The sequence below is a fragment of the Clostridium swellfunianum genome (genome assembly GCF_023656515.1).
GTDB classification, from domain to species: domain Bacteria; phylum Bacillota; class Clostridia; order Clostridiales; family Clostridiaceae; genus Clostridium_AT; species Clostridium_AT swellfunianum.
In genome coordinates this window covers 4,052,305-4,077,021 of record NZ_JAMOFV010000006.1, presented here as the reverse complement: position 1 = coordinate 4,077,021, position 24,717 = coordinate 4,052,305, and the positions used below count along the sequence as shown (strand labels likewise).

The following is a 24,717-nucleotide window of genomic DNA, read 5'->3' as shown; positions in this document are numbered from 1 at the left end:
CTGGGGTCTTTTTTATTTTAGAGGTTTTGCAATAGGTTGTTTTTGGTGTGTTTTAAGGAAAATGTCGATTACCATGTAGATGAGCAGCAGAAAAATGGAACGAAGCTTAGCTAAAAGGTTTTAATATTTTGCAAAAGAGAGAACCTTATTGCAAAATATTAAATTAAAAAGTAACTGTTAACCTGTAACAATAAAGTGATATAAAATTCGAAAATTGTGTTTATTAAATTTTAATAATTTTCCCATCAATCTTTTATTTATTTATATGCAGCACTTTATTTTTATCATGGATACTGTAATAGAGCTAAAGAAATATCTCAAGAAATTAGAAAGGAAGATAGTTTATGATTTCAAATACGTTACTTCAAACGCACAATCTCACCAAATCGTTTGGCGGAAGAAAAATTATCGATAATTTAAACTTACATGTTATGAAAGGCGATATATATGGTTTTCTTGGACGTAACGGTCAAGGAAAGACAACCACAATACGCCTCATAACCGGTCTTATTTTTCCAGATGCCGGAGATATAATGATTGACGGACATAGTCTTGGAGATGATTTCAAGAAAGCTATTTCAAATGTTGGGGCAATTGTGGAATCACCGTCTTTTTATGGGTATCTTTCTGGTTACGACAACCTCAAACTAATGGCGAAGCTCATACCCGGCATAAGAAAAGATAGGATCGATGAGGTACTAGAAATCGTCAGATTAAGCTCACGGGCAAAAGATAAGGTTAAGACATATTCGTTGGGGATGAAGCAACGTCTGGGAATTGCAAACGCACTCCTGAGCAGTCCGAAGCTGATTATCCTTGATGAGCCTACCAACGGGCTTGACCCTCAGGGCATGAAGGAAGTCGAAGAAATGATCGTTCAACTTGCTTCCGAGAGGAATATAACCTTTTTTATTTCCAGCCATCTGCTGCATGAGGTGGAGCAAATCTGCAACCGGGTAGGGATTATCGAAAATGGTAAGCTACTGAGTGAAGCAAGTGTGGTCGAGTTGACACAAAAAGCACCGGGGAAATCCCTAGAAGATATCTATTTTGAGATTACCGGAAATGGCGGTGAGCTCGCTTGAAGCTTTTGCAAAACGAGCTCTTGAAGCTTTTTAAAGCTAGAAGGCTGTATGTATTTTTCTTGCTTCTTACGGCTACGACAGTTATTACGGTGTATTATTACATCAACTCAGATGCAGGTATGCAAACGGTTATAGAGACAGCAAATGCACAGTCGCTCCCGATTGTACTGAAATATTCGACAGCACAATTTTTCAGCATCTTTATGGCTATCTATATCGCAGATATTATAACGGATGAATATAAGACTGGCTCGCTAAAACTGTCTATGCTTCGGCCAATTAGTCGAGCAACGCTTCTGAAATCCAAGGTTTCTGCGATATTTGCCTTTACAGTTATTTTGACGCTTTTTTTCATTTTATCCACCTATGCCATAGGAATTGTGTCCTTCGGATGGGGAAATAGTACTGTATATAATGGAATAACTTATTCAACAATAGATGGGGTTTTGTTGACTGTAAAAGTATTCGCGGTATCAATTCTTCCTCTTATAGCTTTTGGAATGATAACCGCCTTCATTGCCGTTAGCTCGAATAGTATGACCACCACAATTGCGATTTCCATCGGTATAACGATGCTCGGGCAGTATCTAAATGCTCTGCCATCTATTAAGGTTTTTTCAGTAGTGAATCAAATGCTATTTTTCAGTGACTACTTTGTTAAGATAAATAATCCCGGTGAGATGATGCTTAGTGTAATTGTCAACCTGGTGTATATCGTAGTCTTTTATCTGCTGGCAGTAACTAAATTTAAAAAGAAAGACATTTTATGTTGACGGAGGTGAAACATATGAATAAACTAATAAATAATGAACTTTACAAAGCGTTTCGGCTCAAAAAAATTTATATAATAATGCTCGTTGCATTGGCCGTTGAAATTTCAGTTGTGCTTCAAAGCAAATTTAATGGAGCAACTTCGGGGGTATCCATAAATGGACAGAAATTTCCTTTATTACTTCTTGATAAATTTCCATATTTGTTTGTTATATTTGTTGCCGTGTTTATTGCGGATAGCTGGGTTGACGAATACAGAACCGGTACGCTCAAACTTTCACTGCTTCGTCCTGTGAATCGAATCGCATTTTTAAGCGCAAAGGTAGTGTCCCTTCTTTTCTGTTTAGGAGTTATTATAGGATTTGTGCTCACGTCCGCATATGCTATTGGTACGTTGAGCTTTGGATGGGGTGAAAACGCTGGGATTGACCTTGTATTATTGACTCTGAAGTCTGGTGCAGTGACACTACTTCCCGTATTGGGTTTTGGGCTTCTTATATCGTTTATAGCGATCCTTACTGACAACATGGGCGTGACCATCGGTGGAGCATTGGGAATTATGATTTTTTCGCAGATGCTTGAAGCTTCAGAAGCTCTTCGGGATTACTCCATAATTTACCTGATGAGGTCGTTCTACAAAAATCTCTTTGTCCAATATACTCAGGAAGCGGTTATAATGAATATAGTAGTGATTACCGTCTATATTATGATGTTTTATGTTGGGTGCGTTTTGGCGTTTTATAAAAAGGATGTGATAGCCTAATGCACCTGGAAGGGGTGATATTTCGTGCAAAATATAAAGATCATGGTAGTCGATGATGAATTGGAGCTTGCTGAGCTTATAAAAGACTATCTGGAAGAAGAAAAATACAGCGTTGTCATAAGCACTGATGGCAAGGAGGCAATCGAGCTGTTTCGATTGCATCAACCTCAATTGGTGGTATTGGACATCATGCTGCCCGGACTTGATGGCATGGAAGTCTGTCGGATGCTTCGTTCTGAATCCAATGTACCGATCATTATGCTGAGCGCAAAAAAAGCTGAGGTTGATAAAATTTTAGGATTAGGGCTTGGCGCTGACGATTATGTTGTCAAGCCTTTCAGCCCCAGAGAGGTTGTCGCGAGAGTAAAAGCCCAGCTTCGACGATTTAATATGCTCTCACCTTCGGATCATAAAGAACTTCGAAGATTCGGCGAATTGGAAATCGACATGAAAGGTTACACGGTCAAGATCAATGGAATTCAGATTGAGTTTTCGGCGAAAGAGTTTGAGGTGCTTCGCTTTTTGACCCTTCATGCCGGTCAGGTACTTACAAGAGAGCAGGTCTTTGAAAATGTGTGGGGGTATAACGATTTTGGCTACTTGAACACAGTGACGGTTCACATCAAGAAAATCCGTGAGAAAATTGAAAGCGACCTGTCGAATCCCCAATATATAAAAACAGTTTGGGGTGTCGGTTATCGGTTTGATGGAGGTAAAAATGAAGCTTGGCATTCGTAAAAAACTCATCATCGCCTTTGCTTTTATGATCTCGGTACCTGTACTCGTAGTTTTTGCCGTTGGAAGTAACATGGACACGGGCATAGGGAACGCCATCATCATAATATTCGCACAGAGCATAGCGTTTATTGTTTGTGCTTCTATCATTTCGGGCATTATTGCCCACAGTGTTCTTACACCCTTGAATGAGCTTCATAAAGCCACGAAGAGAATAATGGCTGGTGATTTGGATTTTGAAATCAAGTATAAAAAGGATAATGAGATGGGCAGGTATTGTCTGGCCTTTGACCAATTGCGTATGCAGCTGAAAGAATCACTTGAAAAACAAGATGCCCTCGAAAAGTCACGGAAAGAACTAATCGCAAGTATATCTCACGACCTGCGTACCCCGATTTCATCTATTCGCGGTTATGTCGAAGGCCTAGAGGATGGTATAGTCCACGATCGGGAGAGGTTTAATCGTTATATATCTGTAATTAAAAACAAAACCGAAAGCCTTGATAAACAGATTGAAAGTCTTTTCCAGTATTCCCAACTTGAGCTGAGCGGCGGTGCACAGGATTTGTGCAAACGAAACTCGGAAGAATTGTTCGAAGCAATACTTGAGCCATATGAATTGGAATTTGCCGACTGCAATATTCAACTTGAAATTGTGCGTCCATTCCCAAAGGTTGATATACTTGCAAATGAAAACGGTATATTACATGTGTTTGACAACCTGATTTCAAATGCAAAACGTTATGTTGGGGAAAATGGCATCATTACCATCCAAGCAAACCTCGATGACAGGTGTCTGACAATTTCGGTGTCGGATAACGGTTCTGGCATAGCACCGGAGGACTTGCCACGTGTCTTTGATCATTTTTATCGTGCCGAAAAATCACGCTCACGCAATTATGGCGGTGCGGGACTTGGGCTTGCCATATGCAAAAGAGTTATCGAAGATCATGGAGGCGAGATATGGGTTAGAAGCATTTCCAATACTATAACAACATTCAGTTTTACTATACCGATTGTTCAATAAGAAATACAATGCAAATGTTGTCATTAGGTAGGAGGATGAGAGGCTCTGTTTTGCTTTTAAAGAAGTATAGCCTCTTTTTTATAGCCTAGTACAGCGCAAAGAAAAAGGAGGGAAATGAAATCAATAATTAAAACTGAAAACAAAAAACTTGGATAAGCGTTTTCATTTTGATAACAGTAGGTCCACATTATTTTGTGTGACTAGACTGTCTGATACTTTATCTATGACACCCCGTGGGGTAAGTTTCACCAAATAGTACATAAACCCAGAATGTTTTGTTAAATTGTATAAGAGTAATGTGATACCGCATGTGGAGACGATTGTTAGGATAGTAAAAAAATAGGATGATAGCAAAGGCCTTGAAGGTTTATTAATGTAAATTAAAGTGTATTTTATGCTCCCTCAGACTGATTTAAATGTACCCTTTGCCAAGGACAATTTTGAAAGTCCCTATGAAACTTCAATAAGATGATTTCTGTATTATATATATAGAAGTCATCTTTATTAAGTTTCATTGATATATAAAATTATTACAGCAGATTATATATTGCTTTATTTCATTTCTAAATCTTCTAGAGTGCTACATTGTATGATGTGTGCAGGCCATTGCTTATGGGTAGAATAGGTGTAATCTCTCTTGAAACCCTTCTGAAACTTCTTCTGGCATTTCTCTGACCTTGATATTATCACCCAGGAAAAGTAACCAATTCGTCATTTCGGTCAATTCTTCGTAACTTTTAACATTGATATAAGTCTTTAGAATGGCCGTGGTTTGGTAAGGATTCGTATATGAAATTGAAACTTTTAATGGATGGTATTTTTTGAACTGGGCGATCGCTTTTTGACCAAGTTCAAGAACAAGGTTGATTTCTTCTTTCTGCTTATTTAGTTTTTCTAAAATCTTATTCCTACTTAATCTCTCTTTATCCTCGCAGGGTTTGACATCGCAGAGATGATCCACAGGAAAAATCTGCTTCTTTTCTTCCTTAAAGTCAAAGGCGTCAATTAACCAAAGGCCATTTTCATGGTAAAGGTGCAGGAGATAAATTGAATAAGACTTTACTACCTCTGCTTCTTCGATGGAAATCGATAAATATCTATCCAAAAGAAGAATTTGAATGAGTTTTTCCAATATGGGATGAGGAAGATCAGAAAGATTAAGTATATCAGGATTATAGGGATTGGTCCCTTCAAAAAGCAAGACTTGATTAAGAAGAACCAGGTCATCTTGCTGGTTTTCAGAGATGAGTCCCAATAATTTTTCAGCTAAAGACTGACGACTCTTTAGGTAAGGAAGTTGTTGATTTCTTGTGGCCATAAAGGCAATAAAAAGAGCTTTGACCTCATTATCGGTAAAGCGAACAACGGGCAGGACAGAGTTTTGCATGACAAAATACCCCCCATCTCTTCCAGCTTCAGCCACAAGCGGCATACCCATTGCTTCAATATCTCTGATATCTCTGATAGCCGTTGAACGAGAGATATTAAATTCCTGCATGAGTTCAGAAATTGTAAAGTGGGCTCGATTGTTGATATATCTCATGATTGTATTAATTCGCTCAACTTTTTTCATAGGGCCTCCTAAATAGTATCATTATTTGACATGATTTATGGGTATTATAAACCTATCAAGTGAAAACGACAAGTCATTTGAATAATTTTATAAAAGGAAGGTATTAGATATGACTAATTACACTATAGAAGAAAAAGACAATTTCACCGTTATAGGTTTTGGTACTGAGCTTAAGAGCCATTACACAGACTCTGCTGGCATAAATAAGGAAAAATCAGACTTTTGGCAGGCTGTAAACCAAGATGGAAGACTTGATGCTTTGAAAGCCTTAGCAGCAAATGATTATATTTTTACCGTGAACGAAGCGGTAAATAATAAGATGATGCATTATGCTGGCGTCATATCAGAGGAATCAGCACCAGAAGAAACCAGGGTTATCCAATTTCCTAAGGGAAAATATCTAGTTGTTAGGGGGGAAGGGAAAACTGCTGAGGAATTGAATACTAAGCTTACCCGAATGGCCTTTGGTCAGGCGTTGAATGAAGAAAATAATTATGCCTATGTTGGTGGGCCAAATGCAGCGGTTCAGATGGAGCAGCGAAATGGCTTAGTTTTCGGTGAAATGTGGATTCCTGTTGTTAAGATATAGAGAAACAAGAGAGGGGTGTTCATAAATGATCAATAAAAAAGAGTTGTCACCAGAACAATATGAAGAACTAATTAAAATATTGAAAGACCGTTTTAAGAAAAATACAAGCCGCCATGAAGGACTTGAATGGGAAAAAGTAAATGCAAAACTAGAAGCTAATACTGAAAAACTTTGGTCACTCAATGAAATGGAAGTAACTGGAGGTGAGCCGGATGTCGTTGGTTATGATGAAACGACGGGTGAATACATTTTTTATGATTGTTCAGCAGAAAGCCCTAAAGGCCGCAGAAGTATTTGTTACGACCATGAAGCGCTGGAGTCAAGGAAACAACATAAACCGGAAAATAGCGCCATTAATATGGCAGGGGTCATGGGTATTGAAATTCTAACAGAAGAACAATACCGGGAGCTGCAGAAACTTGGGAAGTTCGATACCAAGACATCGAGCTGGCTGAAAACAACTGCTAATATTAGAAAACTCGGTGGAGCCATCTTTGGGGATTGCCGCTACGACACTGTCTTTGTGTATCACAATGGTGCAGACTCCTACTATTCTGCCAGGGGATTCCGTGGTTCACTAAGGGTCTAAATTTTGCACGAACAACGAAGTGAGGTTCACTAATTTTCCGAAAATTGTTAAAATAGAACTCAAAATGGGGGCTTTCAATAGCCTCCTTCTTTTATGTCCTAGACTGAATATTATTATTAAATTTCAAGGATAAAGAAGTTACATTTTTATTTTACATCAAGGATAAAGAATGAAGTTGACATTTACGTAATGGCATAGGATATACTGATAGTTGATTAATTTTACTAAAGGAGGTTGGTAATATTAATAAATGGAAAGAGCAGATAAGAAATGAACTGAGACTTTTAGAGATAATAAACTGATGAAGAAAGAAGAATATTAGTATTCATGATTATCAGATAAGGAGGAGTATAAGAGATGGATAATGAAAAATGTGACTTGATTCATCCTAACGGTGTTAAAGAAAAGAAATTAGAAGTGGTTGATGGGTACACAATTAAATACCATGCGAATGGAGCAACCATTTGGTCTAAAGGCAAGATGGTAAATGGGCAGCCCGAAGGTTATTGGGAATGGTATCGACCAGATGGCACGATTAAACGTTCAGGATATTTTGAAAAGGGAGAGCCAATAGGTGAGTGGATTACATACGACGACAAAGGAACAAAGCATAAGGCAACTAAACGGGGGAAAAAAGAACTGTAGAGAGAATAAGCTCAAATAAATGACAGAAATAAACAGTAGATATGTTTTAAGATAAAATTGGAAAATTCTCTATCTCCCAATTACTGCGGGGATAGGGGATTTTTATATTTGATAGGATTTCTAATGGAAAGTATATAAAAAACAGTTTAGAAACGAAACAATATATACAGGTGATATGTGTTAAACAAATTTCTAAACAATTATATTTAATAAAAAATCATATTGACACTATCACTACTACGTGTTACTATATAGTGGTAGTAAGTAATACAGAATATCGGTAATACTATATAGCAGAGAGGTAATTAAATTGGAAAACATAACAGAAATGTTAAAGGGTGTACTGGAAGGCTGTGTCCTTGAAATCATCAGCCACGAGGAAATCTACGGTTACGAGATCACAAGACGGCTGAATGCCCTCGGATTTTCGGACGTTGTAGATGGCACAGTTTATACCATTTTGGTGAGACTTGAGAAAAACAAGCTGGTGGAAATTACGAAAAAGCCATCCGACATGGGACCTCCGCGAAAGTTTTTTACGCTCAATGACATGGGGCGTGAGGAGCTCAGGAGGTTCTGGGAAAGATGGGAATTCGTATCATCAAAAATTAGTGAGTTAAAGGAGAAGAAATAATGAATTTTTGGGAAAAAATCACTGGAAGCGACATGACTAAAGAATATAAAACTTTTCAATCGCGCGCCAAAAAGCTGCCGGCTGATTATCAAGAGGCATGGGAAAAAATCAAAGAAAATCTTTGGCCGCACTCAGATTTAACCGGCCGCAACCTAATGCCAATTCTTGACGGTGTGCTTGGCTTACTTGAAGAAACGTCGGCTGACGGTCAGGATATCCAAGAGGTTCTAGGTGATGATATCAAAGGCTTCTGCTTAGCACTGTTGGGTGAAGAAGGCGCAAATTCTTATCGCGACAAGTGGCGCAAACAGCTAAACAATAGTATCGCTAAGAAATTAGGTAAATAGGAACATGAGGATTGCAAGGAGGATAATATGAGAATACAAGATATAATAGAAGGCAAAAAAGAGTGGCGAGCGCACATGGCCCGTGTCAAAGGGCTTCCGAAAGATTATCAGATTGTTTATAAAGAGATTCAAAAATATCTCTATAAGGTTGGCCCTGTTGAGCTAACAGACGGGATAGATCTACTCTCAGGAATTATAGATCTTTTTGAAGAGGGCGCGGCCTTAGGAAAAGGAGTACTAGAAGTGACAGGCGCTGACGTAGCAGATTTTTGCGACGATTTAATCAAAGATTCAAAAACTTACGCTGACATCTATCAAGAATCTGTTAACCAAGAAGTTAACAAGGCTATGAAAAAGGCTACAGATAAAACTAAGTAAAAATGATAGTGGTCAACAAAAACATGAAGTAAGGGGGTGGCAGAGTGTGTAACTACGAATGGATATTATGTCCGGTCTGCAGAGGAAGAACAAAGGTCAAGATAGGTGGTGATACGGTACTTGAAAACTTCCCGCTATTTTGTCCCAGGTGTAAACAGGAAACTATAATCAATGCAAAACAAATGAATATATCAGTTATCAAAGAGCCAGACGCTATGACGCAGAGCCGATAACCGTGAGTGAAATCACAGTTGTCGGCTCTTTTTTTATGAAACTTAATTATAATTATAGGAGGAAAAGAAAATGAAAAGAAATATCATACAAGTAAAAGGGATAAAGAAAGCCTACAGAAATGTAGAAGTGCTCAAAGGAGTAGATTTTGAAGTAGAGCAGGGAGGTATCTTTGCATTACTAGGTTCCAATGGGGCAGGAAAAACAACGATGATTAAAATCATGGTCACTTTACTTAAAGCAGATGCTGGAAATGTTGAGATCAATGGTTTTGATATTGAAAAAAATCCAAGGGACATTAGAGGCTCTATTAGTCTTACTGGTCAATTTGCTGCTATTGATGAAATTTTGACTGGACGTGAAAATCTTCAAATGATTGCAAAACTTAGACATCTTAAAAATCCAAATCAAGTGGCAGATGAATTAATTAATCGTTTTGGCATGTCAGAGGCTGCAAACCGCAGAGTAGGTACTTACTCTGGAGGTATGAAAAGAAGAATTGATATAGCAATGAGTTTAGTTGGAAACCCAAAGATTATCTTCCTGGATGAGCCAACAACAGGTCTAGATCCGGAAGCACGCTTAGAAGTTTGGAAAATAGTAAAAGAGTTATCAGCTTCAGGAACTACAGTATTCTTAACTACACAATATTTAGAAGAAGCAGAACAACTTGCAGATAAAATTGCTATTCTTAATGGTGGAAAAATCATTGCCATTGATACACTGGAAGGATTGAAAAAGTTATTTCCGCCTGCAAAAGTTGAATATGTTGAAAAACAACCTACATTAGAAGAGATATTCCTAACAATCATTGGGAAAAAGGAGGTTAAAGGCCTAAATGACCTTTAACGAGTAATTATCGAGCGGAAGCGAGAGTCTTTAATTGCTCAGTGTTTCCGACTAAAAGGAGGAAAAATTAGATGGAATCTACAAATAAATATTTTTTAAAAGATATGGGTGTTATGTTTGGACGTTCTATGCGTCATATTTCTAGAAGTATGGATACAATTATTACAGTTTGTATTACACCAATTGCCATGATGTTATTATTTGTTTATGTATTTGGCGGTGCAATTGAAACAGGTGCGGGAAGTTATGTTAATTACCTATTGCCAGGTATAATGTTAATGGCTATTGGCAGCGGGATTGCATATGTAGCTTACCGTTTGTTTATAGATAAATCACGTGGTATCTTTGAGCGTTTTCACTCAATGCCTATCGCTCGTTCTTCAGTATTATGGGGACATGTATTAACCTCATTAATTTCAAATGGAATTTCTGTAGTAGTGATTATACTCGTTGCATTGTTAATGGGCTTCCGTTCTTCAGCAGGAATCCTTGAGTGGCTCGCGGTATTTGGAATTCTCGGAATCTTTACACTTGCTTTAACTTGGATTGCGGTAATTGCGGGACTTGCTGCTAAAACACCAGATGGCGCAGGGGCATTCTCTTATCCAATAATCTTTTTACCATTTATAAGTTCTGCCTTTGTACCAACAGCTACTATGCCAAAAGCAGTACGTGCCTTTGCAGAAAATCAGCCTGTAACCCCTATTGTAGAAGCTATTCGAAATTTATTAGCAAATCAACCAGTAGGAAATGAAATATGGGTTGCTATTGTTTGGTGTATAGCAATAACATTTGTTGCTTATATCTTTGCAATGAGGAACTATAAAAAAATATAACTATCCTTACTCAAAGCATAGATACTCAATCATAGGGATAGACTTAATTAAAATGCTACTATATCAATAAAATTAAGTATACTTTTTTGCTAAATGCTGTTATAATATAAATAAGAAGTATTTGGTGCAAGTGCCATCAGATACTTCTTTTGCTTTTTGTCTTTAGAATTAACTTTATTTACCGAAAAAGTGCTAATCTTTACGAGATAGAGCATTTTTTTTTTTACTTTAAATTTGTATTTGATATATTTTAAGACTTAGGAGGAGATAAAAATGTTATTAATCAAAAATGGAACAATTCTTACTATGGCTGGTGAATCAATTGAATATGGACAAGTACTGGTTAATGAAGGAAAAATCATTGCAGTAGGCAGGGATATTTCAATTCCTGATAATTGTGAGATTATTGATGTTAATGGTGGGTTTGTCATGCCTGGTATTATTGATGCTCATTGTCATATAGGCATGTGTGAGGATGGTGTTGGTTTTGAAGGAGATGATATTAATGAAGGCACTGATCCAGCAACTCCCCATCTTAGAGCTATCGATGCAATTAATCCAATGGACAGAGCCTTTATTGAAGCATATGAAAATGGTGTTACATGTGTGTGTACAGGTCCCGGGAGTTCAAATGTTATAGCTGGGCAATTTGCTACTATTAAAACTAAAGGGAAAAGAATAGATAATATGATCATTCAGAAGACTGCTGCTATGAAGGTTGCCTTTGGTGAGAATCCGAAAAAGCGATATAGTGCAAAAAATCAATCGCCTTCAACTAGAATGGCCACCGCTGCTATATTAAGAGAGTATCTTCTTAAAACAAAAGCTTATATGGAGAACAAAGGAAAAAGCTCAAGTTTTGATATGAAGCTTGAAAGCTTGGTACCAGTTGTTAAGGGTGAACTAAATGTAAAAGCTCATGTTCATAGAGCTGATGATATTTTTACTGCTATTCGTATCGCTAAGGAGTTTGGACTTAAGATGACCTTAGAGCACTGTACAGAGGGCCATTTAATTGCAGATGAACTTGTAAAAGAAGGGTTTTATGCAATAGTAGGACCATCTATTGGGCCAAGGGGTAAGGTTGAGCTAAAAGAGCTCAATTTTGAAACTCCAGCTGCATTGCATAAAGCCGGCATAAAAATAGCATTAATGACAGACCACCCGGTAGTACCAGTGCATTATCTTCCAATGTGTGCTGCACTAGCTGTAAGGTCAGGTTTAGATGAAGAAACTGCACTTAAGGCGATAACTATAAATCCTGCAGAAATACTTGGAATTTCTGATAAGGTAGGTTCGCTGCAGGTAGATAAAGATGCAGACATTGTAGTATTTGACAAGCATCCTTTTGATATTCAAGCTAAAACCACTCTTGTACTAATTGATGGAGAAATTGTTTTTGAAAGGTCATAACATTAGCGAATGAAGCTGAAATTATATAGATTCATTAGCTATTAACTTTATTGAATTAAATTTGCAGAAAATATATTATTGAAAATGTTTTATTAAATTTCATTTTTATATTTTCTGAGTCTAGTTGCTTGAGGAAATTGTAGATATAAAATAAGATTAGGGCTTTCAAAGTTATTAAAAAGCTAAGACTACTATACTTAAAATATGTATCCTAGTCTTAGCTTTAAAAACTTACTTCTCAATATAACAAACTTATAACTATTTGAATTAGCTTCAATTGAAATAGTTATTTATAAACCGTTACAGACATCGTTTTAAAAATAACGTATAGTTCAGTCCCTTTTGAGATATCCATTTCTATTAAAGATTTCATAGTTATTAGTGCTTTGATGGTAATTCCAATATCAACTGATACAAGCACTCTAGAGTCCTCATTGATAGTGTCAATAACTTTCCCTTTATGAATATTTCTAGCGCTGCTTATAAATGTTCCCTTGCTCAATATTATATTTTCAGGGCGAATAGAAATTTTCACCTTTCCTTCTAGAGGGGTATCAACATAAATCTTTACTGGTCCAATATTTGCAAAGGTTTCAGCATTTTCTTGAACCAAGGTTGCTTCATAAATATTAGTATACCCTTTTGTCTGTAAAAGATAAATTTCAAACTGAGCTTGAGATATCCGTATATGTCTTCCAATTCGGTGAGCCTCAAGCTCTCCTCTTTTAATCATTTCATATACAGTTCCTTTTGTTATCCTAAGTTTTTGTGCAATCTCTTCTGGTGTAGATAATATATCTTCGGTCAATAGATTCACCTACTTTGGTATTTAATTTCTTATATTATAATATTTTACCACAAAATACTATGTAGCTTAAAGACATGAATTTACATTATAAATTTAAGGTGATATAATATGTTTAATTAGTTTGAGTTGTGTTTAGTTTGGTTTAATTAGTTTTAGAATTTGAATTTATGCTGTATTTATACTGAAAGGGATAAAAAATGAAGAAAGTAATCGCTATGGTAATGACCAGCTTTTGGTTAACATTTTTTTTAATAGGTTGTAGCAATAACAAGGAAACAGAAGAATCTACAATAACTTTTGCTGCAGCAGCAAGCTTGAAAAATTGTATGGATGATAAATTGATTCCAATGTTTAAACAACAATACTCTGATATTAAGATTCAAACAACCTACGATAGTTCAGGAAAATTACAAACACAAATTGAAGAAGGTGCACCTATAGATATTTTTATGTCGGCAGCTATGAAGCAAATGACAGCATTAGATGAGAAAGGCTTAATTGTTAAGGATTCTATAGTTCAGCTTTTAGAAAATAAAATTGTACTTATTGTTTCACAAAAAAACACCAAAGGCATAAGTGCTTTTGAAGATATTTTAAAGGCTGATAAAATTGCTATTGGAGATCCTTCAAGTGTACCAGTTGGACAGTATGCCAAAGAAACATTAACTAATATAAAGATTTGGAACGAAGTAATTGCAAAGGCAAGCCTTGGAACAAATGTTACGGAAGTGCTAAATTGGGTCGCAGAAGGCAGCGCTGATGCGGGTATTGTATATTCAACTGACGCTGTTTCAAATAAAAAGGTGAAAACCGTGGCAGAAGCCCCAGAGGGAAGTGTCTCTAAAGTGATTTATCCATTAGGCATTGTTAAAGCAACTAGGAACGAAGTTGCAGCAAAGAAATTTGTAGAATTTTTGAAAACTGATGAAGCTAATAAGGTGTTTGAATCATATGGATTTAAGAAAAATAAATAGGAGATTATAATATGCAGATGTCGCCAATAATAATATCAATTAAAACAGCATCTGCAGCTATAGCCTTAACATTTTTGTTAGGGCTTTTTGCTGCAAGATGGATTGTGAAAATGAAATCAGAAAAAATAAAGATGATTTTAGATGGAATATTAACTTTACCTTTAGTTTTACCTCCAACAGTTATGGGGTTTCTACTTCTTATTGTCTTTGGAGTAAATAGACCTATTGGCAAGTTATTGCTGAAATTTTTGGGTGTAAAAATAGTTTTTTCCTGGACAGCCACTGTAATAGCTGCTGTAGTAATTTCATTTCCTCTTATGTATCGCTCCGCAAGAAGTGCATTTGAACAAATAGACCAAAATTTAATTATGGCAGCAAGGACACTTGGAATGTCAGAGAGAACAATTTTCTGGAAAGTAATAATGCCGCTTGCTTTGCCAGGTGTTGCTGGAGGGGGTATATTGGCATTTGCCAGGGGACTTGGTGAGTTTGGTGCCACAGCCATGATTGCAGGAAATATAGAAAATAAGACAAGGACACTTCCGTTGGCAATTTATGCAGAAGTTGCTGCAGGTAATATGAAGAGTGCTTCTTACTATGTAATAATTGTTTTGTTAATATCTTTTGTGGTTGTTGTTCTTACAAACTATTTTTCTTTGAAAGAAAGAAAATACTTTAAATAAGGGAGAAATTTATGAGTTTAGTAGTTGATATAAAGAAAAAACTGAAAGGTTTTTCTCTTGAAGTTGCTTTTGAAACAGATGAAGACTATGTTGGTATTTTAGGTGCTTCAGGTAGTGGAAAAAGCATGACGCTAAAATGTATAGCCGGAATTGAGACCCCTGATGAAGGGCGCATAATCCTTAATGGAAAAGTTTTATTTGATTCTGAGAAAAAAATAAATCTTAAACCACAAGACAGGAATGCTGGCTATTTATTTCAAAACTATGCACTGTTCCCACATATGACAGTGCAGGAAAATATTGGAATTGGCTTGAAGCTTTCAAAAAAAGAAAAAGAACAAAAAATTAATAAACTATTAGAAATATTTCATTTACAAGGACTAGAAAAGAAATATCCAAATCAAATTTCAGGTGGTCAGCAGCAGAGAGTAGCATTAGCAAGGTGCATGGTATATAAGCCAGACATATTAATGCTGGATGAACCATTTTCAGCATTGGATTCACATTTAAAAGAGCAACTTCAAAGTGGAGTTCTTGAATTATTGAAATTATATCATGGAGAAGTTTTGATGGTTTCACACAGCATGGATGAGATATACAGGTTCTGCAAAAAAATTATTATTGTTGATAAAGGAAGATCTGTTTTATTTGGGAACACTAAAGAAATTTTTGAACAGCCCCAATTGCATACTGCAGCAAGATTGACCGGATGCAAGAATATTTCAAGATGTAAGGTTTTGTCTTCACATCATGTTCATGCTGTTGACTGGAATATTACTTTAGAAACAGAAAAAACAGTATTAGAAAAGATTAAATATATTGGCATCAGGGAATATGATTTTCAAATTATTAATTCTGCTAAGGCAAAAGAACAAAAAAATGTAATTGAATGCAGAATTAATAAGAAAGTTGAAGATGTGGTTGAATATAATGTTTTCTTTGAGAACAACGAAAGTAAAAAAGAAAATGGAAATGCAAGTATATTGTATAAAATTAATAAAGATAAATGGGATAATAGAGAAGAAAAAGAAATACTGTATTTAAAAGTTCCTCAAGATGCCATTTTATTATTAGAATAATCTTTAGAATCAGCCTTAGTATTGTTTTAATACTAAGGCAATCCTATAGGCATATTAACTTAGCTCTAATAGAGAAGCAGCTTATTTGATATTATGGACATTGCAGTTCTAACTTTCGTCTGAGTCATCAGCATCAGAATTTTGTTTATTGTCGGAATCATCAGCATCAGAATTTTGCTTTTCTTTAGAATCATCAGTATCAGGGTTTTGGTTATCGTCGGAATCATTATCGTCAGAACTCTTGCTATCATCAGAGTCGTCAATATCAGCATTCAAATTATCATCAGAGGCATCATTGTCATCTTGGTTGTAAATTCTATCCCGTTTTTCCTCTAGTACTTCACGTACGTTTTCATCTGTCATCAAATCAGGTCGTTTTTTAAGAAGATCCAGTATCTGTTTCAAGTCCATCTCGTCCAAAACATCTTCAAGCTCATTGTTTAAGATTTCCATACTGGCAAGATAGAGGCCAATGCTCATTTGACGCTGGTTAGACACGATGATATCATTCAGAACTCCTTTAACATAAATGGCCTTTTCATGTGGAAATACATTATCTAAATAATCTTTGATATATTCCTCAGTAACAGAATGGGAATTCTGCTGCAGGGCATAGCCTATAAGTAAAGGCTCGCTGTCTTTTCCAAATAAGGATATAAGCTCAGGCTTAATATCTATCAGCTTTTGTCCAATCATTTTTTTTAGTTCTTTTTCAGGTACAGTGTTACCATAGGAAACTGCGCTAATAACTTTATAATCCTTGTTAAGTTTTAATTGTATATCAGAAGCAGCATCAATAGAAATAGCAGCACAAGCCTTTGTGTTTAATTGCGGAAATGCCAGTATAATTGAAAAACACAGAATAATAGCAACCGCAATACTACTCGCTTTAAGGAAGGTTTTTCGCCTTACCGTTGGAAATGGAATAATAATGCTAGCTTTGTTTTCATTGTGATAAAGGTCTTCATCCAAGATATAGATTCTGTCGCCAACTTTGACATTGTCTTTTTTCATAATCCTAATGATGACACCTTCGTCAGTCATAGCAAGACAATATTTAGATTTAATTTCCAGAACTATTACTTTACTATACATGAAAACACCTCGATCCTTTAATCCAATAGATTAAATTAGTGAATCGTTTTACAAATATAATCATTACGGACAGAATAAACCATTTACTGCGTTTAACTATCTTTTCTGTAAGATTGTTCAGGAGAGCAACTTCTCGAACTGGAAGTCTTCTCTTTTGGTAGGTTCTATCTACGATTAGAGTATTTTCACTGGCCTTTTCTGCTGCTTTAATTGCGGTATTACGTGTATCTTTATGTTTAGGTGCATCGTCAGCAAGGGATTCAAAGGTTAAACCGAATAATTCAAGCTCTTTGCTGAATAAACTTATCTCCTGAGGCAGGTCATCCCACTCATTTTGATGTTCTGAGCATGGATCAGGTATATCGTGTCCAGCTGATATAAGCTCTTCCAGAGAAATTTCATTTTTTATCTTATTTTTATGCTCTAGAAATGTCTTAACTCTACTTTCAATTACAAGTGCTGCAAAAGAAAGGAAATTACCACGTCCTTTGTCGTACCGTTCTACTGACTCTGCAAATGCACATAATGCGATACTGAATTCATCATCATTTTCTATAGACACATATCTTCCTGTTAAATTGGTTACTGTGCGTATAATAAATGCAATATGCTGCTTAATCAATTGTTCTAAATTATCTACATGAATTTTTTCATCTGAAATCAATAATATCACCTTCTTTTTACCTTCATATAGAGAGCCGTCAGATAGATGTTATAATTATATCAGGGGGAATTAAAGGCAACAAGTGGAAGATAATTACCCATTTGCTGCTAATAGATTTACACTATCAATTCCACCTAATTCAAAAAGCTCACCTATCATATTGTTACTTTCTCTCTCGGGCAGATGCATCTCATATACTAGTTCGAAGGAATCGGCTAGAATATTTTTGGCTTTTACAGTATTGTTTCCAGGAACTTGATTCACCACATGTTGAATTTTATTGATATTTGTATTGCTGCCTCTAATAACAAGCATCATAACTGCGGTATTTATACTTTTTTTTCTAGTAACCAGCATGAATATAGCCAAAATGATACTACCAATGGCCCCTATTAAATAACTGTTGGTTCCAGCAGCAATACCAATACACATACTCCAAAAGATAAATCCAATATCACGAGGATCTTTAATGTTGGTACGAAATCGAACAATAGAAAGAGATCCAAGCATTCCAAGGGAAAGTGCCAGGTTCGATTGTATGAGATCCATAAACACTGTGGAGATAAAGGCCAGCATTACAAGAGTAATGGCAAATTTCGGCTGATAAGTATTTTTAGTATTGGCAAAACGATAGGTGCCCCATAATACTGCCGAGAGTAGGAGCGCAGTTGCCAGAGTTATCATGATTGTGGTTATATTCGATTTAGTGGTAGCGAGGTTTAACAGGGTATACATCTTTTCTTCAAATAGATTCATAAATATTTCCTCCATCTTAATTGGAATTTTTATTTATACTAATTTTTGTACCTTCTTAAGCAACTTTAGTTTGGGGTGCCAAAACATTTACACTGTTTATGCCGTGCATGTTGTTCAATGCAAGAAGAAGCTTTTCTCCTTCATGAGGTGGAAGTTTTAATTTATATACTAACTCAAAGGAATCAGTAAACAGGTTTTTTGCTTGAATAGAGCTATTAGGTATTTGGTAGAAAATTTTCTGCACATTTGTAACCTGATCTTTACTTCCACGTACAACCATAGTAAGAACATCTTTTCTTTTAATGCTTTTGCTAAAGATTACCATAAGCATACTAAGAATCAGTGTGCTCATTAATCCTACGGCAAACTCCCCTACAGCAGAGGAAATTCCTATAGAAAGGGACCAGAAAACAAAACCGATATCTCTTGGATCTTTTGTGTTTGCACGTACTCGACAGATAGAAAGTGAGCCAAATACACCTAGAGAAAGTAATGGATAGTTCTGTACAAGTGATAACAGAACAGTGGATATAAATGATAACATCATTAAGGTGATGTTGAATTTTCTGTTATATGATAAGGGGTCTTGGCTAAGTTTATAGGTTATAAGCATAATAGATACTAGAATAATTGTAAATATCAGGCTAATTAGCAGATTAACTTGAGTTTTAATAAATGGTTCTCCGAGATTAATATTATTAAATAGATTGATTAAATTGCTCATATTAATATCCTCACTTATATTAGTAGTAATATTGTTCTAAAATACTGCGAGAGGTTCCAAATTTGCTAGGTGGAGATTGGAACAGGTCACAGTTTGCCAGTACGTCCTGGATTTGCTTAAATAGAAAGCGGTCGTACTTGATTTCAAGAATAGTTTGATCTTTTGGCATAGCAGTTTTAAAATTTAGATTTTTACTAAACAGGTCATAACAAAAATCACAGTATCGTAAATTGTTATCCATAGTTATACGAGTATTAAAATGTGGATGGGTGTAAGCTCTGCGGTCATATTCAACTAATGAAACCGGACGATAGAGACGCGTTGTCATCAGATCATAGGCATACCGAGCAGTGTGATTGTCATAAGCTAAAAGTACGCTATAATTTTTTTTAAGTAGCTGCTGGGCATCGCTCCTAGATATGACTAAGCTTTCTTTTATTTCTCTGCCAAAGCTTTTTAGTTTTAGTTCAAATTTAGCTTTCTCATCGTTTGGGTGATACACGCGTACACGAATCCGTTTCTTTTCATCTGCGTGTTCCTTCTTATCGTGATAGTCGTCATTAGTAATACTGTCAAAGTACACACTGCGAACTGTATAACCGTTATAGCCGCCGTAAGCATCCGGTGTTAAAATTTGATTCAATGCGTCGAGAAGATAAATTCTATCAGGCAAGGAAATTAAGTATTTTAATTCCTTTCTCGCTACAGCTAATTTCGTGATTGTTTTTGTCTGTAATGTCATAGTTTTCCTCCTCCTTCCTTAATATTAATACAAACAAAAATTCATATTTGGGTACCTTTTTACAAATATCTGAAATATTTTTTTCTCAATATCGGAGCATAGTTTAGTAAAAAGAAAAATTTATGAAAGATTGAATTAGCCTCAGGAAATGGTGAGAAACCAAAATATATTCAACTGAGAGTACGTTGCAGACTTTATTCAAAAACGATAGATAGAACTTGTAGTTAAGACCGTATGCCGCATAAACACTACATATTCTTATATTTAATTAATAACTAATAGGGCTTTTGATGAGTACTTTAATGAAATCTGGGAACAAATATCCCCTATTAACAGAGAAAAAAATGATGTTATTACATGGATAGAAAGACAGATAAATATTCTTGAAAATAGGCTGCAATAAAATTAATCAATTAAACATATTTTTCGCACGCATAGTTAACTATTAGTTTTACTTGTGAAAAAATGCTTCTTGTAAACAAAACAGAGTTATGATAATATTATTCGTTGTTTTAGAAAGGGTGAGAAAAATATATGTTGAAGAAAATTTTATCAAATACAGCTCTGTTTGGGATAATTATAATATTTGTAAAAGTGTTTGAAGTTATATTTGGATCAAAAAACAGCTTAGTTGGAGTTACAATAATAATAGCCACATTAGTTTTGATGCAAGAAGATCTAACTGAAAAATTAATTGAAAATTTCATAAAGATAATCTCAATAAATTTAGTTTTAGGAATATTTGCTCATATCTCTAGTTACAACATGTGGGAAGGATTAATACTTAATTTTGTTGCTTTAGCAGCAATTGGGTACTTATTGAGTTTAAACTTGAATAAAGTGATGATAGTACCTTTTGGACTACAATATTTATTTATGCTTTATACTCCGGTTACTGGAGGTGATTTTGCTAAAAGGCTATTAGGTTTAAGCTTTGGTGCATTATTAATTATGGTTGTTCAACTTTTTATTCATAAAAAAAATAATAATATAAGAGTTGAAGAAAGTAATTTGATTGAATGCGATAAAAGACAAGTTATATATAGATGTGCAGAACTGTTTAAAAAAGATATAATTAATACTGTAAGAGGAGCATACGCTTTTAGAATAGGACTGATAACAGCATTAGCAGCCTTTACAGTAGAGTTTTTTCACTTACAGCAAGGAAGATGGATAGTATACACAATCTTCTCATTAACTGAGTTATATTCTGAGAATTGCAAACGAAGGTCTAAACAAAGATTACAGGGAACAATAATTGGTGTATTTATTATAATAGCTTTATTTATGTTTATTAAAAACAATACAATTAGAAGTTTAATAGTTCTAATTGGAGGCTATTTAGATAGCTATACTACTAATTATAGAGATAAAATGATTTGTGTTACAATGTCCGTTGTTGCGTCAGTTTCATTAATCAATGGTACTTTTATAACAGCTTTTGAGAGAGTTGGCTATGTATTTATAGGAATATTATTTGCTGTAATAGCAGATAAATTAATTTTCACGAAGAAATTAGCAGAGTTTGATCTAGCTGCATAGCTTATAAAACAAAATATTATTTTAACAATTTTAATGAAATTGAAAAGCAGCCAGTCAAGGAGTATTTTAAAAAGATTGTTCCTTGGTTGGCTGTTATAATATAAAGAATAAGATTATATTTCTTTTAATAGTACTTCATCAATGCTTAATCTTGGTCTTTGTGCTGGAGCTTGATCGGGATACCCAACAGGTAATAGTGCAACCACATCATATCTTTCGTCTAGATTTATCAGTTCTTTTACCTTGGACTTGTCAAACATCATTACCCAACAGCTTCCAAGTCCCAAATCTACAGCCCTTAAAGTAATATGATCTATGGCTATGGCAGCATTTAAACTTAAGTATGCTTTTAAAGCACCTTCATCCATAGCTTTTTTTCTATTGTTATAGGCTTCTGAGTCAGCAGCATTACTATTATTTAACGGAGTATCAACAAAAGCATTTGCTTCTCGTAATTCTCTTGTTCTGACTTCTGCTGTAGCCACAACACCATTATCTACACAAACTGCAATTACAGCAGGTGCTTGTGCCACGAAAGGCAGTGGTGAACATTCTTTTAATTTTGCTCTTGCTTCTTCAGATTTAATTACTACATAGCGTGTAGGTTGAAGATTAGAGCCAGAAGGCGCTATTCTTCCTGCTTCAATTAGTTTATCAATATAGCTTTCTGGTATTGGCTCTGATTTAAACTTTCTGATACTTCTTCTTGATTTAATTGCTTCTAGTAATTCCATATAAAACATCTCCTTTTATTACAAATAGTTGTTTAGGTAGCTATTTAATAAGCTGCAGCAACTTTATTTATTTTACATACTGATTATAAATCTATATAATTAGATTTAGTAGTATGCACTTTTATGTAAGATACTATACAAAAGGAGAGTAATGTTAAATTGGAGAATATGAATAAGGAAAAGTATAAATGTCCTCTTGAATATACACAAAAAGTTGTAGGCGGCAAGTGGAAACCAGTTATACTTTGGTATTTATCAACTGAAGGAACCAAAAGATATGGGGAACTTAAAAGGTATTTAACGAACATATCACACAAAATGTTATCCCAGCAGCTAAAAGAACTAGAAATGGATAAGTTGATTCATAGGAAGGAATATCAGCAGATTCCGCCGAAGGTAGAGTATTCAATATCTGAGAGGGGGAAAACACTACTTCCAATATTAAAGATGATGCACGATTGGGGAGTAGAAAATACGAATATTTAAAAAATAGCATATGAAAAGGGTGCAGATATTTATCTTAACACCCTTTTTATATGCTTAATTATTACTGTTTTTCTTCCAAGAGTCCTTTAGAGCAACAATTCTGTTAAAGACTAACTTGTCATTAGTAGTATATTTACTGTCCACACAGAAGTAGCCATTTCTTATGAACTGATATTTGCTTTCTACAGGTGCCGCCTTTAAGCTTGGTTCAATATAGCAGTCCTTTAAAATGATAAGAGAATTTGGGTTAAGTTTGTCCTCCCAAGTTTTGGTTTCATTCTTTAAAAGAGCTTCATCACTAATAAGCTTATCGTAAAGATGAACCTCAGCATTAATTGCAGTAGCAGCATTTATCCAGTGAATTGTTCCTTTAACTTTTCTGCCTTCAAAGCCTGAACCACTTTTAGTTTCAGCATCGTAAGTACAGTGAAGTTCAATAATTTCCCCAGTTAAAGAATCTTTAATCACTTCTTCACATTTTACAAAGTAAGCTCCTTTAAATCTAACCTCTTTTCCTGGAGATAATCTGTGAAAGCCTTTAATTGGCTCTTCCATAAAGTCGTCCTTTTCGATGTAAAGTGTTCTCGAGAATTCAACTTTTCTTGTTCCAAGCTCTGGATTTTGAGGATTGTTTTCGATATCAAGCATTTCGCTTTCGTTTTCTGGATAATTTGTTATAACAACCTTAAGCGGATTTAATACAGCCATAACACAAGGAACTTTAGCTTTTAAATCTTCTCTTAAGCTGTGTTCGAGCATGGATATATCAATTGTGGTTTCAACCTTTGCAATTCCTATGGCTTCAACAAAATGGGCTATACTCTCAGGTGTAAAGCCTCTTCTTCTTAGCCCCTTTAGGGTTACCATTCTTGGATCATCCCAGCCATCTACATATTTTCCGAATACAAGCTCTCTTAGATATCTCTTGCTTGTTAGAACTCCTGTTAGATTTAATCTTCCAAATTCCCTTTGCTTTGGTGGTTCTTTAATATCAAGCTCATTAAGTACCCATTCATATAGTGGCCTATGATCCTTGAATTCAATGGAACATAGTGAGTGAGTTACTCCTTCTATATAGTCCTGAAGAGGATGTGCAAAGTCATACATAGGGTATATGCACCACTCATTTCCAGTTCTATAATGCTCAGCATGGATTATTCTATAGATAACAGGGTCTCTCATATTCATGTTTGGAGAAGCCATGTCTATTTTAGCTCTTAAAACTTTAGCTCCATTTGGAAACTCTCCATTTTTCATTTGAGCAAATATAGTGAGATTTTCTTCAATACTTCTGTTCCTATAAGGACTATCTTTGCCTGGCTCTGTTAACGTTCCTCTATATTCCCTTATTTCATCTGCAGAAAGATCATCAACATATGCTTTACCTTTTTTTATAAGCTGTACTGCATAGTCGTATATTTGCCTGGAATAATCTGAGCCGTAAAAAATTCTATCCTTAGGGTCGAAGTCAGCCCATTTCATATCCGCAACAATGGCATTAACAAATTCTATATCTTCCTTAAGCGGATTGGTATCATCAAAACGAAGATTAAATTTTCCACCGTATTTCTTTGCGATTCCATAGCTTATGTTTATTGCATAAGCACTTCCTATATGAAGATATCCATTTGGCTCAGGTGGAAATCTGGTACAAATATCTCTTGAATAGTATTTGTTTTCTAAGTCTACTTCAACTACCTTTTGAAGAAAATTTATATTATTATCTTCAGTATTATTTAATTTATTATTTTCCATTTTTAGCCCTCCTGCCTAAACTTATATTTAAATATCCATTATTTATTAAGCAAAATAAAAAACTCTCACCCCCAAGACTAATTCTAGCCTTGGGGACGAGAGTTATATTCACGTGGTGCCACCCCAGTTCGTCAATATGTTGCCATACTGACCTCTTCGGGTACGGCAACAATAAATGCTTATACCCTAGCTCTATATCAGGAGCTCCTG

Annotated in this window: 29 protein-coding genes, 1 pseudogene and 1 other annotated feature (1 of these 31 only partly in view); of the genes and pseudogenes, 20 read left to right on the top strand and 10 right to left on the bottom strand. The window is 35.3% G+C overall.

Going from position 1 to position 24,717, the window contains the following annotated elements; translation table 11 throughout:
* Positions 1–344 precede the first annotated feature (344 nt).
* From NBE98_RS19390 to NBE98_RS19370, 5 genes are read left to right on the top strand one after another with little or no spacing between them, the layout of a single operon-like run.
* A complete protein-coding gene (locus NBE98_RS19390) occupies positions 345–1,085 on the top strand; it encodes an ABC transporter ATP-binding protein (RefSeq protein ID WP_250816660.1) in 741 nt (246 codons plus the stop codon).
* Complete coding sequence (locus NBE98_RS19385; RefSeq protein WP_250816659.1) at positions 1,082–1,858, top strand: ABC transporter permease; 777 nt, start codon at positions 1,082–1,084, stop codon at positions 1,856–1,858. Before NBE98_RS19390 ends, NBE98_RS19385 begins: the two co-directional genes overlap by 4 nt.
* A gap of 14 nt (positions 1,859–1,872) precedes the next feature.
* Positions 1,873–2,619 carry an ABC transporter permease gene (locus tag NBE98_RS19380; protein WP_250816658.1) on the top strand — a complete coding sequence of 249 codons (747 nt, stop codon included), beginning with the start codon at positions 1,873–1,875 and terminating at the stop codon, positions 2,617–2,619.
* 42 nt (positions 2,620–2,661) lie between these two features.
* Positions 2,662–3,357, top strand: coding sequence for a response regulator (locus tag NBE98_RS19375; protein ID WP_284703766.1), 696 nt, complete (start codon positions 2,662–2,664; stop codon positions 3,355–3,357).
* Positions 3,338–4,381 (top strand): sensor histidine kinase, encoded by a 1,044-nt coding sequence (locus tag NBE98_RS19370; protein ID WP_250816656.1) that lies wholly within the window; start codon positions 3,338–3,340, stop codon positions 4,379–4,381. Before NBE98_RS19375 ends, NBE98_RS19370 begins: the two co-directional genes overlap by 20 nt.
* 610 nt (positions 4,382–4,991) lie before the next feature.
* Here the strand turns inward: NBE98_RS19370 and NBE98_RS19365 are convergent.
* Positions 4,992–5,954, bottom strand: a complete 963-nt coding sequence (locus NBE98_RS19365; protein WP_250816655.1) for a helix-turn-helix transcriptional regulator — start codon at positions 5,952–5,954, stop codon at positions 4,992–4,994.
* Between the two features lie 109 nt (positions 5,955–6,063).
* On the opposite strand from NBE98_RS19365, the gene NBE98_RS19360 reads away from it, so the two are divergent.
* The 10 genes from NBE98_RS19360 (at position 6,064) to NBE98_RS19315 (ending at position 12,465) form a co-directional block, all read left to right on the top strand.
* Positions 6,064–6,543 (top strand): GyrI-like domain-containing protein, encoded by a 480-nt coding sequence (locus NBE98_RS19360; protein WP_250816654.1) that lies wholly within the window; start codon positions 6,064–6,066, stop codon positions 6,541–6,543.
* Positions 6,544–6,568: 25 nt separating this feature from the next.
* Positions 6,569–7,132 (top strand): DUF4256 domain-containing protein, encoded by a 564-nt coding sequence (locus NBE98_RS19355; RefSeq protein ID WP_250816653.1) that lies wholly within the window; start codon positions 6,569–6,571, stop codon positions 7,130–7,132.
* 357 nt (positions 7,133–7,489) lie between these two features.
* Positions 7,490–7,777 (top strand): toxin-antitoxin system YwqK family antitoxin, encoded by a 288-nt coding sequence (locus NBE98_RS19350; RefSeq protein ID WP_250816652.1) that lies wholly within the window; start codon positions 7,490–7,492, stop codon positions 7,775–7,777.
* Positions 7,778–8,087: 310 nt separating this feature from the next.
* Positions 8,088–8,411 (top strand): PadR family transcriptional regulator, encoded by a 324-nt coding sequence (locus NBE98_RS19345; protein ID WP_250816651.1) that lies wholly within the window; start codon positions 8,088–8,090, stop codon positions 8,409–8,411.
* Positions 8,411–8,758, top strand: a complete 348-nt coding sequence (locus tag NBE98_RS19340) for a DUF1048 domain-containing protein (protein WP_250816650.1) — start codon at positions 8,411–8,413, stop codon at positions 8,756–8,758. Before NBE98_RS19345 ends, NBE98_RS19340 begins: the two co-directional genes overlap by 1 nt.
* A gap of 27 nt (positions 8,759–8,785) precedes the next feature.
* Positions 8,786–9,136 (top strand): DUF1048 domain-containing protein, encoded by a 351-nt coding sequence (locus tag NBE98_RS19335; RefSeq protein WP_250816649.1) that lies wholly within the window; start codon positions 8,786–8,788, stop codon positions 9,134–9,136.
* 44 nt (positions 9,137–9,180) lie between these two features.
* The gene (locus NBE98_RS19330; RefSeq protein ID WP_250816648.1) at positions 9,181–9,369 is read left to right on the top strand and encodes a cysteine-rich KTR domain-containing protein; all 189 of its coding nucleotides are present in this window, start codon (positions 9,181–9,183) and stop codon (positions 9,367–9,369) included.
* Positions 9,370–9,439: 70 nt separating this feature from the next.
* Complete coding sequence (locus tag NBE98_RS19325) at positions 9,440–10,216, top strand: ABC transporter ATP-binding protein (RefSeq protein WP_250816647.1); 777 nt, start codon at positions 9,440–9,442, stop codon at positions 10,214–10,216.
* A gap of 71 nt (positions 10,217–10,287) precedes the next feature.
* Positions 10,288–11,052 carry an ABC transporter permease gene (locus tag NBE98_RS19320; RefSeq protein ID WP_250816646.1) on the top strand — a complete coding sequence of 255 codons (765 nt, stop codon included), beginning with the start codon at positions 10,288–10,290 and terminating at the stop codon, positions 11,050–11,052.
* A 273-nt stretch (positions 11,053–11,325) separates the two neighbouring features.
* A complete protein-coding gene (locus NBE98_RS19315) occupies positions 11,326–12,465 on the top strand; it encodes an amidohydrolase (RefSeq protein WP_250816645.1) in 1,140 nt (379 codons plus the stop codon).
* 286 nt (positions 12,466–12,751) lie between these two features.
* On the opposite strand, the gene NBE98_RS19310 is transcribed toward NBE98_RS19315, so the two are convergent.
* The gene (locus NBE98_RS19310) at positions 12,752–13,282 is read right to left on the bottom strand and encodes an excisionase family DNA-binding protein (protein ID WP_250816644.1); all 531 of its coding nucleotides are present in this window, start codon (positions 13,280–13,282) and stop codon (positions 12,752–12,754) included.
* Positions 13,283–13,470: 188 nt separating this feature from the next.
* Between NBE98_RS19310 and modA the strand changes: the two genes are divergently transcribed.
* Genes modA through NBE98_RS19295 form a run of 3 tightly spaced genes read left to right on the top strand, consistent with a single transcriptional unit; the run spans position 13,471 to position 16,009 of the window.
* Positions 13,471–14,247, top strand: coding sequence for a molybdate ABC transporter substrate-binding protein (modA, locus tag NBE98_RS19305; protein ID WP_250816643.1), 777 nt, complete (start codon positions 13,471–13,473; stop codon positions 14,245–14,247).
* An 11-nt stretch (positions 14,248–14,258) separates the two neighbouring features.
* The gene (gene modB / locus NBE98_RS19300; protein ID WP_250816642.1) at positions 14,259–14,930 is read left to right on the top strand and encodes a molybdate ABC transporter permease subunit; all 672 of its coding nucleotides are present in this window, start codon (positions 14,259–14,261) and stop codon (positions 14,928–14,930) included.
* Between the two features lie 11 nt (positions 14,931–14,941).
* The gene (locus NBE98_RS19295) at positions 14,942–16,009 is read left to right on the top strand and encodes a sulfate/molybdate ABC transporter ATP-binding protein (RefSeq protein WP_250816641.1); all 1,068 of its coding nucleotides are present in this window, start codon (positions 14,942–14,944) and stop codon (positions 16,007–16,009) included.
* A gap of 108 nt (positions 16,010–16,117) precedes the next feature.
* On the opposite strand, the gene NBE98_RS19290 is transcribed toward NBE98_RS19295, so the two are convergent.
* The 6 genes and pseudogenes from NBE98_RS19290 to NBE98_RS19270 form a co-directional block, all read right to left on the bottom strand.
* Positions 16,118–16,981, bottom strand: a complete 864-nt coding sequence (locus tag NBE98_RS19290; protein ID WP_250816640.1) for a hypothetical protein — start codon at positions 16,979–16,981, stop codon at positions 16,118–16,120.
* Positions 16,982–16,993: 12 nt separating this feature from the next.
* Positions 16,994–17,104 (bottom strand): annotated as a pseudogene (locus NBE98_RS22625) (anti-sigma factor domain-containing protein); the annotation flags it as partial.
* Complete coding sequence (locus NBE98_RS19285) at positions 17,097–17,768, bottom strand: sigma factor (protein ID WP_250816639.1); 672 nt, start codon at positions 17,766–17,768, stop codon at positions 17,097–17,099. The gene NBE98_RS19285 and the pseudogene NBE98_RS22625, both read right to left, overlap by 8 nt.
* 93 nt (positions 17,769–17,861) lie before the next feature.
* Positions 17,862–18,524, bottom strand: a complete 663-nt coding sequence (locus NBE98_RS19280) for a DUF4956 domain-containing protein (RefSeq protein ID WP_250816638.1) — start codon at positions 18,522–18,524, stop codon at positions 17,862–17,864.
* A gap of 55 nt (positions 18,525–18,579) precedes the next feature.
* A complete protein-coding gene (locus NBE98_RS19275) occupies positions 18,580–19,248 on the bottom strand; it encodes a DUF4956 domain-containing protein (protein WP_250816637.1) in 669 nt (222 codons plus the stop codon).
* Positions 19,249–19,267: 19 nt separating this feature from the next.
* Positions 19,268–19,990: a polyphosphate polymerase domain-containing protein gene (locus NBE98_RS19270; protein ID WP_250816636.1), complete on the bottom strand. Its 723-nt coding sequence runs from the start codon at positions 19,988–19,990 to the stop codon at positions 19,268–19,270.
* A 534-nt stretch (positions 19,991–20,524) separates the two neighbouring features.
* Here NBE98_RS19270 and NBE98_RS19265 point away from each other — a divergent pair.
* Positions 20,525–21,532, top strand: coding sequence for an FUSC family protein (locus NBE98_RS19265; protein ID WP_250816635.1), 1,008 nt, complete (start codon positions 20,525–20,527; stop codon positions 21,530–21,532).
* Positions 21,533–21,645: 113 nt separating this feature from the next.
* Here the strand turns inward: NBE98_RS19265 and NBE98_RS19260 are convergent, their stop codons facing one another.
* Positions 21,646–22,266, bottom strand: a complete 621-nt coding sequence (locus tag NBE98_RS19260; RefSeq protein WP_250816634.1) for a nitroreductase family protein — start codon at positions 22,264–22,266, stop codon at positions 21,646–21,648.
* A 168-nt stretch (positions 22,267–22,434) separates the two neighbouring features.
* Between NBE98_RS19260 and NBE98_RS19255 the strand changes: the two genes are divergently transcribed.
* The gene (locus NBE98_RS19255; RefSeq protein ID WP_250817631.1) at positions 22,435–22,752 is read left to right on the top strand and encodes a winged helix-turn-helix transcriptional regulator; all 318 of its coding nucleotides are present in this window, start codon (positions 22,435–22,437) and stop codon (positions 22,750–22,752) included.
* A 54-nt stretch (positions 22,753–22,806) separates the two neighbouring features.
* Here the strand turns inward: NBE98_RS19255 and NBE98_RS19250 are convergent, their stop codons facing one another.
* Positions 22,807–24,507: a glutamine--tRNA ligase/YqeY domain fusion protein gene (locus tag NBE98_RS19250; RefSeq protein ID WP_250816633.1), complete on the bottom strand. Its 1,701-nt coding sequence runs from the start codon at positions 24,505–24,507 to the stop codon at positions 22,807–22,809.
* Positions 24,508–24,595: 88 nt separating this feature from the next.
* Positions 24,596–24,717: a binding site (T-box leader), on the bottom strand (it continues 131 nt past the right edge of the window).